The sequence below is a fragment of the Flavobacterium sp. LHD-80 genome, from assembly GCF_030929605.1.
Classification (GTDB): domain Bacteria; phylum Bacteroidota; class Bacteroidia; order Flavobacteriales; family Flavobacteriaceae; genus Flavobacterium.
The window spans coordinates 1-15,942 of record NZ_JAVFVS010000004.1 but is presented as its reverse complement, the minus strand read 5'-3'; the positions used below and the strand labels follow the sequence as shown (position 1 = coordinate 15,942).

At 36.3% G+C, this 15,942-nt stretch carries 9 protein-coding genes; 6 read left to right on the top strand and 3 right to left on the bottom strand.

Translation table 11 applies throughout. From position 1 onward, the window contains the following. Positions 1-50 precede the first annotated feature (50 nt). The 3 genes from RB619_RS04615 to RB619_RS04605 all read right to left on the bottom strand — a co-directional run bounded on the left by RB619_RS04615 (position 51) and on the right by RB619_RS04605 (position 2,196). Positions 51-560 (bottom strand): acyl-CoA thioesterase, encoded by a 510-nt coding sequence (locus RB619_RS04615; protein WP_133523739.1) that lies wholly within the window; start codon positions 558-560, stop codon positions 51-53. Positions 561-656: 96 nt separating this feature from the next. Continuing rightward, entirely contained in the window at positions 657-1,040 is a 384-nt protein-coding gene (locus RB619_RS04610; protein WP_308094752.1) for a DoxX family protein, read from the bottom strand. Positions 1,041-1,047: 7 nt separating this feature from the next. Continuing rightward, complete coding sequence (locus tag RB619_RS04605) at positions 1,048-2,196, bottom strand: DNA polymerase III subunit delta' (RefSeq protein ID WP_308094750.1); 1,149 nt, start codon at positions 2,194-2,196, stop codon at positions 1,048-1,050. A 434-nt stretch (positions 2,197-2,630) separates the two neighbouring features. Here RB619_RS04605 and RB619_RS04600 point away from each other — a divergent pair, with 434 nt between their 5' ends. The 6 genes from RB619_RS04600 to RB619_RS04575 all read left to right on the top strand — a co-directional run. Beyond that, positions 2,631-3,083 carry a hypothetical protein gene (locus RB619_RS04600; protein WP_026727351.1) on the top strand — a complete coding sequence of 151 codons (453 nt, stop codon included), beginning with the start codon at positions 2,631-2,633 and terminating at the stop codon, positions 3,081-3,083. Positions 3,084-3,271: 188 nt separating this feature from the next. After that, entirely contained in the window at positions 3,272-4,561 is a 1,290-nt protein-coding gene (locus RB619_RS04595; RefSeq protein WP_308094746.1) for a hypothetical protein, read from the top strand. 101 nt (positions 4,562-4,662) lie between these two features. After that, positions 4,663-5,076: a hypothetical protein gene (locus RB619_RS04590; protein ID WP_308094744.1), complete on the top strand. Its 414-nt coding sequence runs from the start codon at positions 4,663-4,665 to the stop codon at positions 5,074-5,076. Then, entirely contained in the window at positions 5,073-6,521 is a 1,449-nt protein-coding gene (gene sprC, locus RB619_RS04585) for a gliding motility protein SprC (protein ID WP_308094742.1), read from the top strand. The genes RB619_RS04590 and sprC overlap by 4 nt, the downstream gene beginning before the upstream one ends. Position 6,522: 1 nt before the next feature. Further along, entirely contained in the window at positions 6,523-10,950 is a 4,428-nt protein-coding gene (locus RB619_RS04580; RefSeq protein WP_308094740.1) for a type IX secretion system membrane protein PorP/SprF, read from the top strand. A 128-nt stretch (positions 10,951-11,078) separates the two neighbouring features. Further along, positions 11,079-15,942, top strand: a 4,864-nt coding sequence (locus RB619_RS04575) for a hypothetical protein (protein WP_308094738.1), incomplete at its 3' end; no start/stop codon positions are given.

Sequence of the window (15,942 nt, the reverse complement as noted above, 5' to 3'; positions counted from 1 at the left end):
TTTTTTGAAGTTTGATTCCTTCAAATTGTTACAAATTGCAACAATTTGCACTATAAAAATAATGCTTTTAATTCGGTTGCTTCAGATGGCTTCATCTTGCCTGCGAGTACTAAACTTAGCTGTTTACGTCGTAGGGCAGCATCAAAACGCTGGATTTCCAGTTCGGTTTCTGGAATAATTGCTGGAACTTCAACAGGTCTTCCAGTGTCATCAACAGCGACAAAAGTATAGATTGCTTCGTTCGCTTTTGTTCTGCTTCCAGATTCGCGGTCTTCGACCCAAACGTCGATAAAAACTTCCATCGAACTTTTGAATGATCTTGAAACTTTTGCTTCGACTGTAACAACACTTCCAAGAGAAATGGCTCTGTTGAAAGCAACGTGATTTACAGAAGCTGTTACTACAATTCGGCGTGAATGTCTGCGGGCCGCAATACTTGCCGCACGATCCATTCTGGCTAATAATTCGCCACCAAAAAGATTGTTTAAAGGATTTGTTTCGCTCGGTAAAACTAAATCTGTTAAAATAGTTATGGATTCTGAAGGGTGTTTTGGATTCATTTTTTTAATAATAAAATTTTGTTTTTGCCACTCCCAATAGCTATCGGGATCACAGATTAAAATGATTAGTGGCTTATTTTTAAAAAAGGTTGATTTTTAATTCAACCAGTAAACCGCCATTACAGCTGGTATAAAATAAATTACGATTGTTCTCGCTCCATCGTAATCTTTAGCTAATCTTTGTCCGAAAAGCATCATTAACAAACTGATGCACGAAAAAATGGCGCCATAAAAACCAAATTCTCTGCCACTGTTTAATAAAAGCTGAATTGCTCCTACAACTGATAAAATTCCAGAAATTAGTTCTAGAATTAAAAGATGCAGTAGTGCAAGAGGGACTTGATTTTTTAATCTTGTTTTCGAAAAATGTTCTTTTAGCCAAGTAACATTATCGTTCCAATAAAATATTTTTTCGTATCCTGATTGTAAGAACGTTAAGGCTAAAAATGCTAGAATTAAGATAGAGGCAACATTATTCATATGTAAACTATTTTTTATGAATTAAACGTGTAAGTTTGATTGATAAATCGGTTAAAATTATTTTTGCATTTCCGTTTCTTTCAATGTGATACATAGCATCTGAAAGCTCTTTGAAAATTTCATGAATATTGTTTCCGTTCACAAAAGGCGCAAAATTTTCAAGTTTGAATTTGTCTACTTTCGGCTCAATATAAACTAAGCTTGGTGCTTGATAATTAAGCATTAAAGCTTGACGGAACATTTCGATGCAAAACTGAATAAATTTTTTCTGGCTTTCTCGCCCAAGTCCGGCGATTTCTTCGCTCCAGGAAATTAAATCCTGAATTGCGGCAGCATTTCCTTTTGCTCTAAAAGCAGCTCGAACCCAATTAACAAACCATTGCTCAAAAGGATATTCAGAGTCATCTTCTTTCAACAAATGCATTGCTTTATTGAAATTTCCTTGAGCCTGATGGGCTATTTTTTTTGCTGAATTTTGGTCGATATTTTCGCGTGAAACTAAGGCATCTGCAATTACTTTTTCTGGAAGTCCGTTAAAGTGAATTACCTGACAACGAGAACGAATGGTTTGAATAATATCTTCTTCATTTTCAGAAATCAGAATAAAAATGGTTTTATCTGAAGGCTCTTCCAGAAGTTTCAAAAGCTTGTTTGAAGCTGCGATATTCATCTTATCGGCCATCCAAATAATCATGATTTTATAACCTCCTTCGTAGGATTTCAGTGAAAGCGATTTTAAAACTTCTTGTGCATCTTCAACCCTGATTTCGCCTTGTTTGTTTTGAACGCCCAAGATTTTATACCAGTCAAACAACCCTCCGTAAGGCATTTCCTGAATAAATGTTCTCCAATCCTGAATGAAGTCTAAACTTTTTGGTTTGGTTTTAACATCTTCCGTCGTAACGGTTGGGTAAATAAAATGCAAATCGGGATGCGAAATGTTTTGAAATTTCAAATTACACGACTCGTTTCCATTTTCATTTTCGTTTCCGGAATTATTGCACAAAATGTACTGCGCATAGGCTATTGCGGTTGATAAAGTACCGCTTCCTTCTGGCCCAATAAATAATTGCGCATGCGGAATTCGTCCTGAAGATGCACTTTTTATCAAGTGACTTTTGATATAATCCTGACCTAAAATTTGAGAAAATTGCATGAGACAAAGATAGAAGAAAATGATGTAGTCAAAAATTTTAGATTAAAAGATTATGAGTTGGATCAAATTTGAAAAAATGAGAATGTTTTTTCGGATAAAATTTTGAGTTATGTCAACTTTATTTTGTTAATAAATTACTTCACGCGAGTAGATATGAAGACTTTTTTGTTAATATTTTTTTGCCAAAAACGATAAACGTAAGGTTTTTTTAGTTATTTAAAGTTAAAAACACATAGTTTTTTATAGTTAATATCTTACAGTTTTGAATTTAACAATTTTAACAAAACCCTCGTTAAAACGCACATTTTCTCGACATACGACTGTTTTTTAAGTTTTTTTTAAGGATTTTTTTTGAAAAAAGAATTCAATAAAGTTGCAATTTAAGTTAAATTATATATTTTTGTTTGCATCAACTACTACTAAAAATAGAATTTATGAAAGGGAAAATTATTTTATTAAGTACACTTTTTTTCTTAACAACTGCAGCTGTTTCAGCGCAGGCAAAAAATGCTCCAAGAAGTATCATTAGTACAACAGCTCTTATCAGAAAATACCATGATCAAAAAGAATTGAGTGGTATGCAAAAAGGAGAACTTTTGGAACTATACATTGAGCGTATTAAAGTTTTAGTGAAAACTCTCCCTTACATTGCTTTGGTTACTAAACCAGGTGTTACTATGGCCGACTTAGGTATTCCGGACGATAGTGAACACAAAAAAGTATTAGACAACCAAGCGGTTGGTACTACAACTTTCCTGGATACTACGGTAGATTTCCAAAGAAAGATGATGCCTTATTCAGATAAAGGAAACTTGATCGCGGCAATTTTATTTTACGAAAGCACATTGAAATCATTACACGAGTTCAACGATTTGAACGAAATGTAATAAATAATATATTTTTAAAACCTTTTTTGACTTGTTTACGTAGATGATTTAGATTTTCGAAAAACATTTTAAAAGAGCGATAAAAAATAACTCGTTCTCGATGTGTTCTGATTATTTCAGAAAAATCGAGATGAGTTTTTTCATTTACGCATACCCAAATTTATTATTAACCCTAATACCCCCTTATCATGAAAAAAATTACTCAAATGATCTGCGTTCTTTTGACAGTTACTAGTATGAGTGCTCAGCAAGAGAAAGGAATTATGGGCTACAACAATTGGTTGAATAACTGGACCGAATTTAAGCCTAACAAAGTAGAGTATGGAGAAGCAAACCAAATTTTAGCAGGAAACATTTCTGTTAATACTAAATTGCTGAAGAGGAATGTTTATGTTTTACAAGGCAACGTATATGTTACAAACAATGCAGTTTTAAGTATCGAACCTGGAACTTTAATTATTGGTGATTTCGAAACAAAAGGAACATTGGTAGTTACAAAAGGTGCACAACTTGTTGCAGATGGTTTAGAAACTGACCCAATCGTATTTACTTCAAACAGAAGCCAGAAAAAAGCTGGTGACTGGGGTGGAATTGTACTTCTTGGTGATGCTCCAATCAATAAATTTGGAAATGTTGGTTCTTATAACTTAGACCTTGATCCTACGCTTACTACTTATGGTGGTGATAACGTAAACGGAAACTCTGGTGTTTTAAGATTTGTTAGAATCGAATTTGCAGGAAAAAAAGTTAAAGGCGCAGATACTTTCAATGGTTTGACTATTGCTGGTGTTGGTGCTAAAACGATACTTGAAAATGTAATGGTAAGCTACTCTGGCGGTGACTCATTTGCTTTCTTCGGAGGCGATGTAAACGCTACTAAATTAGTTTCTTACAAATCAATCAACGACGATTATAAATTTACTCAAGGTGTTCAATGCCGTTTATTTAACTCATTGGCAGTTAGATCATCTTACTTATCAAGTAATAAAGATGGATCTCGTTGTATGGAAGTAAAATCATTCGAAAAGAAAAGCGAAACAGATTTTACTAAAAAACAAACTCTTGTTGTTGCAACAAATATCACAATGTTAAATGATAGTGAGAACATTAAGGCTGATATTCAGGCAGGTTTAGTAAAAGAAGCAATTTATGTTGCTGAAACTTCTTCTCTTGAAATGAAGCGAAGTGTAATCTCTGGATTCAACCCAGCCGTTTTGATAGACAGTAAAACTGAAATCAACGATGCCAATCTTAAGAAAATCAAAATTGAAGAAATGTATTTCAATTTATGTAATGGAAACATCTTTACAGAATTCAATTCTAACAATGAAGATTTAGAAAGCTGGTACGGAAATCCTCTGTTTTTCAATGTTATGTCACAAAGTGATAACAAAGAAACATTTATTGATATTTACAATCCTAAAAAACCAGATTTCAGATTACAATTAGGAAAAATTACAGCGTCTAGCGGAAAATAGATAAGTTTAGATTTTTATTTCAGAGCGTAAATTTTATTAATAAAGTCCCCAGACACAATTTATGTCAGTCTCGTACAGGACCAAATAAAGATCAGAACATAATGGCCCCATCTATAAAAAAATATTTTATTTATATTATATTTTTGGTTTCGCCTATTGCTACAATAAATGCACAAAGTACATCAGAGAACACTACTGTTTCTAATGGCTTAAAATGCATTGTAACGGCGTGTAACAACAACCAAAAACCAGAAACAGCTGATACATCTGTGATCAGCAAATTAGATAATTCTAATCAGTTAGCAGTGGAGCTGTCCATCCCCAAGGACAGCTTTGCTTCAACAAGTGATGCGAAGAATCAATCTTCAGAATGCCAAGAAAAATCATCAATTACAGCTTCTTATTCTGTTCTTGCAAAAGACATTATTGAGAACTATAAATATGATTTTTCAGAAACATTCATCGATATCTTGTTTTTTGAAAATATAGACTTAGCAAGAACTAGAACTATATGATTCAAAAAACTACTTTGTCTTTAATTCGTTTTTTCCTTTTTTTTAGTATTTTTTTATGTACTAAAACAAATACGCATGCCCAGACGATAGTGCCACAACAGCTTGATGGTCTTGAAAAATTATGTGCTGGAAGTAGCTTTAATGAATTTTATGCGACTTTCAGTTATGTAAATTTTCCTGCCGGTACTACATTCGTTATCGAACTTTTAGACAATGCAAATACCCCAATTAGTACTACTTTATTAGGAACACCTGTCGATGTTTCTGCAACGCAGCAAACAATAAAATTTGCTGTTCCAGTAAATCTTACTGGATCTGAAACATATGGAATGAGAGTTAAAAGCTCTACAGGTTTCACTAGTACGAGATTTAAAAATTCTTTAGGAGCTACTTCTTTTCCAGCTTATTACAAAGAGTACGAATCTAAATTTTCTATCAATAACAAAGGAATTAATGCAGCGATTTGTTCTAGCGGATCTATAACGCTTTCTGTAGACAATGATACGCCAACCATTCCAGCTTCTTCACCGGCAAATTATCCGAATCTTAAATACAAATGGTATAAAGATAATATTGTTATTACAGGACAAACCAGTAAAACATTAACGGTAAATGCTGTTGGAGATTATTTCGTAGTTATTGATTATGGTGCTTGTAGCGACGTAAATATTAGCTCTAATCACGTAAATGTTGTTTCATCAAGTTCAGGTTCAGCAACTACAGTTACTTCAAGTTTAGGAAATCCATTTTGCGCTAACGGTACAGGAACAGTTTTAACTGCAACTTCTGGTAATAGTTATATTTGGAGAAAAGATGGAACTGTAATAAATGGAGCTACGACTCGTAATTACACAACTAATGAATCTGGAACTTATACAGTCGAAGTTGATTTTGGTGGATGTAAAGCAACAGGAAGTATTAATTTGAGCTCAAACGGATTTAATGCAAGTATTGATGTTGCTGATGAAGTTAAACTTGATGAGGGTGAAACAATAACTGTTAGTGTCACAACTGATGCAACAAGTCCAACATATGAATGGTTTTTAAATGAAAATCTTATTACGGGTGCAACAAGTAATTCTTATTTGGTAGCCGCAGTAGGTAATTATAAAGTTAAAATTTCACAGGTTTCAGGTTGTATCGCTACAAAAGAATTTCTGTTTAAAATTACCGGCCCGGCCCCACCAACAACGGTAATTCCAAATATAGTAAGCTTAAGTGGCAGTTATCCATACTGGAATATTCCTGATGTATACAAAAACGCGAATACTAAATTGATGATTATTAGTTCCAACGGAGAAATGATGTTTAATGATGTTGGAAGCAATTATGACCCCCAAGTTAATTCGTTTATTAAAGATTTTAAAAATGTAAATCCAGTTTATTACTATGTTATTCAATCAGATACAGGTGAAAAAAAAGGATCAATAACTGTGATAAAATAATATGAAGAAAATCCTACTATTCATAACTTTATTTTACGGTTTTTCAAATGCACTCTATTCCCAGGAAACAACTGAGAATGGAGTTGTTTCGTTTTCATTACCTATCAGGAATTCATTAAAGTTTAATAGATATTTAATCAACCCAACATTTAGTTTTGTTCGCGAATCAAATCCGTATGTAAGTTTCTATAATAAAAGACAATGGGTTCAGTTTGAAAACGCACCAAATACTTATTTATTTAATTATTCAGGCCGTTTTAGAGAAAACGAAGCTTTTGCTATAGGATTATTTCAACAAAACTACGGATTGATGACTGTGTTTGGCGGAGTAGTGAACTTTGCTCATAATATTGTTTTGGAGCAAGACAGTAATTTAACTTTCGGTTTAAACGTTGGAGCTTATCAAAGTGGTTTGGACAAAGGAAAAATTATATCTGATGATCCAAATATTCTAAATGGCGATTATCCTTCAAATACGATGTTAACAGTAAATCCAGGTATTAATTATGGAAATGCTTTTCTTGATTTCGGATTATCGGTAAACAATCTTATTCTTTACAATTTTGGTGGTGGAATGATAAAAGAAGATCCGGAAAGAGCGATTGAACTTCATGGGATGTACACAGGTTACCTTGACAGCTACGGATTTTTTGACAGAAGTAAATTTTCTGGTATAATAAAAACAGAAATCAAAAAAGATAAAACAGTTCTTTCAGGTCTAGCAATGATTGCCATTCCACAAGGAGTTTGGGCACAAGCTGGTTATAATACCTTATACGGAGTTTCTGCAGGTTTAGGTGTTAATATTTCACCAAGTATTGCGATCGAGTATAACTACGAAAGAGGTTTCGGCAACTTTACAAATTTGGGAGGTTCTCACGAATTTGCAATTGCCTATAAATTTAAAAGCAAAAATTATTATTACGGCGATGATGATGAAGGTTCTCTTATTGATCCTTCAAAACCAAAACCTGTAATGGCTAAGAAAACAACAACAGCTCCAGTTACAAGAGTAGATGGTGCAGAAAAAGCAAGATTAGCTGCTGAAGCAAAAGCTATTGCCGATGCCGAAGCGAAACAAGCAAGACTTGCAGCTTCTGAAAAAGTGAAGGCTGATGCTGAAGCCGCAGCGAAAGCAAAATTAGTAGCAGATAATAAAGCAAAAGCAGACGCTGAAGCATTGAAAATAAAACTTGCTGCAGATGCAAAGGCAAAAGCTGATGCCGCAGCAGCAACAAGAGCACAAACTGCAACAGCAAACAGAGCAGTTGCTACGACTCAAAAAACACAAGCGCAATTAGCTGCAGATAAAGCGAGAGCAGATGCAGAAGAACGCAGATTAAAATTGGTTGCAGATAATAAAGCTAGAGTAGATGCAGCTGCAGCTGCAAGAGCTCAAGCAGCTGCAAACAAACCTGGAGCAGTAGCTGCAAAAACACCACAACAGTTAGCTGCCGATAAAGCAAAGGCAGATGCCGAAGCAATGAAATTAAAATTGGCTGCTGACGCTAAAGCAAAAGCAGATGCTGAAGCTACAAAAGCTAAAACAGATGCTGCACCTCAAAAAACAGCAGCACAATTAGCTGCTGACAAAGCCAAAGCAGATGCTGAAACTGCTGCAAAAGCAAAATTAGCGGCTGATGCTAAAGCGAAAGCAGATGCGGAAGCATTGAAAATTAAATTAGCTGCAGATGCAAAAACAAAAGCTGATGCTGCAGAGGCGAAGAGAAAAGCAGATGCAAAAGCAAAAGCAGAAGCTGCCGACTTACAGTCAATTTTAGCTGCCGATGCAAAAGCGAAAGCAGATTCTGACGCATACCAGGCTCGACTAGCTGCAGAAGCAAAAGCAAAAGCAGCAGCAGAAGCAAAAACGAAGGCGACAATCGATGCTGCGAATAAAGCGAAAGCTGCGGCAGCCTTGAAAGAAAAAGCCGCTGCAGATGCTGCCTTAAAAGAAAAATTAGCTGCTGATGCAAAAGCAAAAGCGGATGCTGAAGCAAGACAAGCATTAATTGCTGCAGAAGCAAAAGCAAAAGCGGATGCTGAAGCATTGAAAATAAAACAAGCTGCTGATGCGAAAGCAAAAGTGGAAGAGGAAGCAAGACAAGCAAAATTAGCTGCTGATGCTAAGGCTAAAGCCGATGCAGAAGCAATTCAAGCGAAACTTGCCGCTGACGCAAAAGCAAAAGCTGACGCAGAAGCTTTACAGGCAAAATTAGTTGCTGACGCAAAAGCCAAAGCTGATGCAGAAGCACTTCAGGCTAAACTTGCCGCTGACGCAAAAGCGAAGGCTGATATGGAAGCATTACAAGCAAAATTAATTGCTGATGCGAGAGTTAAAGCAGATGCTGAAGCTACGGCAAAAGCCAAAGCTGATGCTGAAGCAAAAAAATTACAAGAAGAGGAAGATGCTCGCCAGGCAAAATTAGCTGCAGATGCAAAAGCGAAAGCAGATGCTGAGGCTCTTAAAGCGAAACAAGAAGCTGATGCAAAAGCAAAAGCGGATGAAGAAGCTCGTCAAGCAAAATTAGCTGCTGACGCAAAAGCAAAAGCGGATGCAGAAGCTTTACAAGCTAAACTTGTTGCAGATGCAAAAGCAAAAGCCGATGCAGAAGCACTTAAACTAAAACAAGCTGCTGAAGAAAAAGCGAGAATTGAAGAAGAAGCTCGCCAGGCAAAACTTGCAGCTGACGCAAAAGCAAAAGCCGACGCTGAAGCACTACAAGCGAAATTAGCAGCCGATGCAAAAGCGAAGGCAGATGCAGAGGCATTACAGGCAAAACTTGCTGCAGATGCAAAAGCAAAAGCCGATATGGAAGCGTTACAAGCTAAGCTTCTTGCTGATGCTAAAGTAAAAGCTGATGCTGAGGCAACTGCGAAAGCAAAAGCGGAAGCTGAAGCAAAACAATTACAATTGGCTGAAGAAGCTCGTTTGGCAAAATTAGAAGCTGATGCAAAAGCGAAAGCAGACGCTGAAGCATTGAAAGCAAAATTTGCTGCTGAGGCTAAAGCAAAAGCGGATGCAGAAGCATTACAGGCGAAACAAGCTGCAGAAGCTAAGGCCAAAGCAGATGAAGAAGCTCGTCAGGCAAAATTAGCAGCAGATGCAAAAGCAAAAGCAGAAGCAGAAGCATTGAAAGTTAAACTTGCTGCCGACGCAAAAGCAAAAGCAGATGCTGAAGCATTACAAGTGAAACAAGCAGCAGAAGCTAAGGCTAAAGCAGATGAAGAAGCTCGTTTAGCAAAATTAGCTGCTGATGCAAAAGCGAAAGCTGACGCAGAAGCATTAAAAGTTAAACTTGCTGCAGATGCAAAAGCGAAAGCGGATGCAGAAGCATTACAAGCAAAATTAGCTGCCGATGCAAAAGCGAAAGCCGATGCAGAAGCTTTACAAGCTAAACTTGCTGCAGATGCAAAAGCAAAAGCTGACGCAGAAGCGTTACAAGCAAAATTAGCAGCAGATGCAAAAGCAAAAGCCGATGCTGAAGCATTACAGGCCAAACAAGCTGAAGAAGCAGAATTAGCCAAATTAGCAGCAGCAAAAGCAGCCGCGGCTCAAAAAGATGAAACAGCAAAAGCTATTGATAATTTAACAGAGTCTCTAGACGCTTCTAGCAAAAATCAAAATGATTTATTAGCTCAGTTTAACGCGACAATTGCTAATAAACAAAAAGATTTGAATGACTTAAGAGAGGAAAATGATTTAAGTGAAAAAGGAATCTATAGAGAGCCAAAACCATTTAAAAGTGTTGCTGCAGAAAACAGTCAGTTAGAAGCTTTAAAAGTAAATATTGCCGAGGCTAACAGACTTCAAAAAGATGAAATTGCGAAGTTGACGAATTTGTACAACGAAAGACTTAAAAAAGTTCCGAATAAAAATGACGCTTTAAACAAAGCTTATCTAGAAAAGATAAATCAGTTGAAAGCAGCGCAATTAAAAATGGAAACGGACAGTGCAGCATTATTAGCGAATTTAGAACGTATTAAAGCTGAAACTGAAATTGAGAAAAAACGTAGAATTAAACGTGCAGCTTACGAAAATGATCAAGGAAGATACAATCAGGATCTAGCAGCACTTAAGCGAATTAAGGAAACAACTAAAATTAGTACTACACCTTTAACAGCAAGTGATTTTGATTTTGGCGAAGACCAGTCAAATATGCAGATTATCAAGAATATTAAAAATTCTGAAAGTGGTTATTACATGATTGTTGCTGTTCACAGCAGTGTTGAAAAAAGAGATGAATTCCTGACTAAAGCAGTTGCTGCGGGACGTACAGATATTAATTTCTTCTATAATGTAGCAACAAGTAAGTATTACATCTATTACGAGAAATATGAAGGTTTGCAAGAAGCTACTAAAGCATTAGAAGCAAAAGGTAACAAACCTTATAATGGCAAAATGGCCATCGTAAAAGTTGAAAATTAATATAAATCATAGATTACAATCAGGCCTTTTTAATGAGGGAAAAAGGCCTTAATAATAAATAGAATACTAATTGTTTTATTAACTAATGCCCCTTAGCGGATAAGACGTAAGTAAACAAAAGAATGATTATGAAAAAACCTACTATTTTAAGAACGTTGATTTTTGTTTTAGCTATGCTTTTCAATTTTGCATCCTACTCGCAAAATATGATAGCATATAATTCAAAGTTTAGTACGAACCTAAACGAGAATTTATTCTTAAATTCAAATAATCTGCCTAATGATCAATTTGATGTAACTTCTAATAAGGATAATGGCGCCGATAAACCAGCAGCGCCTATGGTGAATCCAGCAATTAAATATGCTCAGACACCTTATCTTGGAACGGTTTCGATCTGTCCAAATGATGGTAAAGAGTTGCCAAAATTATTTCTTTGCGGTAGTAATGAAACAAGAAAAATCGAAACAGGATTAGTAAATCCTCAGTTGATAGTTTGGGAAAAATTTGACGTAGGAGGAACTTGTTTAAATGTTTCAAATTCGAATTGTGCCAATGAAACAGCAGCGGCTTCTTGTTGGTTGTCAGTAGGAACTGGTGTTGATTTTGTTGCCAACACTGCTGGACAGTTTCGTGTTCGAATAGTAGATAGCGCAGGAACTCCATATACTTTTTATTTTAATGTTTATCAAAACACATTAGATCCTGGAGCGGTTGCGAAAAATGATATTATTAAATATGGAAGTACTTGTACCATTAATGGAAAAATTACAGTTAATGGTTTTGGTTCTGGATATGAGTACGGAATAACTTCTACTCCTTCGCCACCAACAACTTGGCAGTCAAGCAATATTTTTAATGTTACTTCAGCAGGAAACTATAATGTATTTATCAGATTGGCAGGTGTGTCAGGTTCTTGTGATTTTAAGGTTCCAAATATTGTAATTAAGAGTACCACTTTTGTAGTTGACAGTCAGATTACTTCTGCAAAGTGTAGTGGTGATCTTGGAAGCATTAGAGTATTTGCTACTGATGTTAATTTGCAATATGTTTATAAATTAACAGGCCCTAGTCCTAGTACTAGTACTATAACGATTCCAGCGACAAAAATTCCAGAATATACATTTACTGGATTAGCGGCAGGAAAATATACTGTTGAAACTTCTATTGAAGGCTCTTGTGCCGTAGACAAAAAGATAGATCTTACAATTGCGGCATCTCCGGATGTATTAAAAAATACATCAACATTAACAAAAAGCTTAACTCCTTGTGTTACTGGTGAAATTACAGGATCTGTTACAGGTGGAAAAGCACCATACAGATATTATGTTAATATAGACAACACAGGATTTGTGAATGTAGCTAACGTTACCAATATCATTACAGTTGCAAAAGCTGGGTCATACGTCATTCGTGTTGAAGATGGTAATGGATGTACAGCCGATAAAACTATTAGTATTGGTACAGTTGATAAACCAGTTTACAAAGTTGATAAAGTGGATGGTACCTGTACAGGTGCAGCAGGAAGCATAACGGTAAATGTTACTGCTCCAAATGGCTTTACAGATATTCAATACAGTATTGACAATGGTTCAACTTTTAAAACTGGTAATGTTTTTCCAAATCTTGTTTCAGGTATTTACTATGTAGTGGTGCAATACAAAAAAACAGGTGTAAGTGGTGCAAATGATGCTTATTGTGTCGATCCAGCAATCATGACAACTGTTGGTGCTGCTACCCCTTTGACAGCATCTGCTGGTATTGCAGCATTATCGGGTTGTGGTCCTGTTGGAAAAGAAAAACAAGGTTTGGCACGTATCGTGAATCCACAAGGAGGAGTGCCTCCGTACCAATATAGTTTTATGGGGTCACCTTGGAGCAATTCTAACGAAATGTATATTGATCCAGTTGGACCTTATACTTTTAGTATAAAAGATGCTGTAGGTTGTACGTATGATATGACTGGTATTAAATTGGATGAAAAACCAGCGCCTCCAACTATTAAAGTTTTGGATCCCGTATTTAATTGTGATGGCTCGGCAACGACTACTGTACAAGTTAACGGTGGAGTTCCAGATTCGAAGTTCAGCTATAAATATTATATGGATGGATTCCTTAACAACAATACACCATCTAATGTATTTTTAAATGTTAGTGAAGGACCACATACTGTAACGGTAGAATATACTGTATTAAACGTTTCGACCTATAGTAATTTATTGATCGAAACTTTTGGAAGTGGTGGAACAACTACAACGCCAGGTATTGCAAGTACGTATTGTTTTAATGATCAAAGGGTGAACGCTCCTTATACTTGTAACGCAAAAGTTGTACGTTCAGTTGAAGACAATCAATATTCGGTTGCTAGTTTCTTTTGGAGAGGTGATGATTACAGTGGTAGTACATACGTTGGAAATGGTGCGTGGTTTCACTTTAAAGATCACACTACTAATCCAAATAATACAGCTGGAGTAGGAGATGCAAATGGAAGATTATTACATGTCAACATTGGAGAGGCAGCTGGTGATTATGGAGTTTTATACAGTATGCCAATTACAGATGTGATTCCGAATCAACCTGTTATGATTGACTTATATGTTGGTAATTTATTGAAAAAAGGAGTCGACGGAGCATCACCAGATTTAATTATTGAATTAGTAGATCCTGCAGGTAATGTAGTGGCCACGGATAAAACAGGAGTAATTGCCGGAAATAAAGATGGTAATGAAAGAAACAAGTGGTTGCAAAAGACATTATCATTAAATCCGGGTAATAATACTAACCTAACGTTTAAGATTCGTTCAGGAAGTACTCAATATAATGGTAACGACTTAGTAATGGATGATATCTGGGTACGACAAATACCTAGGGCATGTGGTACTGTACAAGATTTCGATATCAATGTTGATGGTTCAAAAGCTTTCTCTGCTGAAATTACAGGAGTAAAAAATCTTCTTTGTAAAGGAGACACAAATGGCCAACTTACGATATCGGCTCAAAATTTTGATAAAAAGAAAGGATTTCAATATTCAATAGATGGAGCAACCTGGAAAACTCATGTACCAGTTCCTGAATCAACTAGTGGTAGTGTTACAATTACTGGTTTAGTAGAGAAAAATTACCAAATAAGAGTACGTTACGAAAATTTAGCTTCAAGCTGTACTTTGCCTTTCTCTCAAGATATTACAGCTCCAACAGCTTTACAAGTTTCTGCTAATGTTACGCAGCTTGCTACATGTCTTTTAGGCGGAACAATTACTGCTCAGGCAACATTTGGAACTGCTCCATATGAATACCAATTAGCGAAGAAGTCAAATGGTGCAATTGTAGTTGACTATAATATACCTAGTGGTGGGATATTTACTAATATTGCTCCAGGAGATTATGTAGTTTATGCTCGTGATAAGAATCGATGCCCAGGAAATGTTTTTGCGAATGTGACTATTTCTGATCCAGTAAAACCTACAGCAACTTTCGTAACTACTCCTACCTGCTTCAATTCTGGTACAGGACAAGACATTACAGTACAAGTTAGCGGTGGATTAGCACCATATACCTATAATGTGAAATTTAATTCAGGTTCAAAAAGCGGCGAGAGTGCTCCATTTAACGGACCTAATTTTACTTATCATGCTACACAATCTGGTTCATATACTTTCGATATTACGGATAGTAATGGTTGTACCTTAATAGCTCCAATTTCTCAAACGATAATTAATGAATTGGTAACAAGTTCAACTGTTACCTCACCAATAGACTGTGATGCTGCGCCAAATAATAGAGCTGTTATTACAGGAACAATAGGAGGAGGTACTACACCATATACAGTAACAATTGTATCTGGAGCAACGACTGGAACATTAACACAGCCAGCTAGCAATGGAAATACTTTTACATACGCTATTTTAACTCCAGGTTATTATAAATTTCAAATCAAAGATGCTAAAGGATGTGTAACAACAAGCGATGCAACTATTGACCCACTTACAGCGATTACTTTGGGATCTCAAAACACAGATCCAAAATGTAATGGCGATTCTACAGGAACTGTATTATTGCAGCCAGGTGGAGGTACAGGAGCATTTGAGTACAGCAAAAATGGAACGACTTATGTTAACAACCCACTTTTTACAGGATTCGCAGCAGGAAGCTATACTTTTTATGTAAGAGACATTAATACTAAATGTGTTAAATCTATTGGAGTTAACTTAGCAAATCCATTAGCAGTTACATCTTCAGCATCATTCCCTGCAAATACCACTTGTAGTCCTACTACATTAATTACGGTTACAGCAGGTGGTGGAACAGGCGTGTTCCAATACAGTTTTAATGGAAGTACCACGTATACAGGAACAAACACATTGCTTGTTACACTGACTTCTTCAGCTCAGACGATCACTTATTCAGTGCAGGATTCTAATAGTTGTACGCTTACAAAAACAATCACTATTCCGGCATTCAATCCACCAACAGGAGTTAAGTTTACTACTCCAGCGGCGATTACTTGTACAAATGCAACTACGAGCGTGACGGTAAGCCCACTTGCGGGTGGAATTTCGCCATTTACATATACTATTACAGCTGGGCCTGGTGCAGGAACTTCAAATACAAGTGGAACATTCTCAGGACTGGGCGCAGGAAATTATACTTTCGAAGTTAAGGATGCAAACGGCTGTGCGAAAAGTGGTTCAATTGTTATTGATGGCGCACCTACTATTTCTGCAGCGCAGTCAAGCACGGATGTAAAATGCGTTGGCAATACTGACGGTACAGCAGTATTTACAGTTACTGGAGCAAGCTCGACAGGTAATTTTAATTATACGATAACTCCGACTCCGGCTCCGACTTCTGTTTCGGTTTCAGGAAATGTCGTTACGGTTACTGGTCTTGGAGCAGGAAGCTATGTCTTCAAGGCTACAGACAAGACGACTGGCTGTTCTACAAATACAGTGACTGCGGTTGTGAATGCGGCTACTGCCATCACTTTTACGGCTC

Coding starts and splice junctions, on each gene's coding strand:
- RB619_RS04615 (WP_133523739.1), bottom strand. CDS start 560: ATGAATCCAAAACACCCTTCAGAATCCATAACTATTTTAACAGATTTA.
- RB619_RS04610 (WP_308094752.1), bottom strand. CDS start 1,040: ATGAATAATGTTGCCTCTATCTTAATTCTAGCATTTTTAGCCTTAACG.
- RB619_RS04605 (WP_308094750.1), bottom strand. CDS start 2,196: ATGCAATTTTCTCAAATTTTAGGTCAGGATTATATCAAAAGTCACTTG.
- RB619_RS04600 (WP_026727351.1), top strand. CDS start 2,631: ATGAAAGGGAAAATTATTTTATTAAGTACACTTTTTTTCTTAACAACT.
- RB619_RS04595 (WP_308094746.1), top strand. CDS start 3,272: ATGAAAAAAATTACTCAAATGATCTGCGTTCTTTTGACAGTTACTAGT.
- RB619_RS04590 (WP_308094744.1), top strand. CDS start 4,663: ATGGCCCCATCTATAAAAAAATATTTTATTTATATTATATTTTTGGTT.
- sprC (WP_308094742.1), top strand. CDS start 5,073: ATGATTCAAAAAACTACTTTGTCTTTAATTCGTTTTTTCCTTTTTTTT.
- RB619_RS04580 (WP_308094740.1), top strand. CDS start 6,523: ATGAAGAAAATCCTACTATTCATAACTTTATTTTACGGTTTTTCAAAT.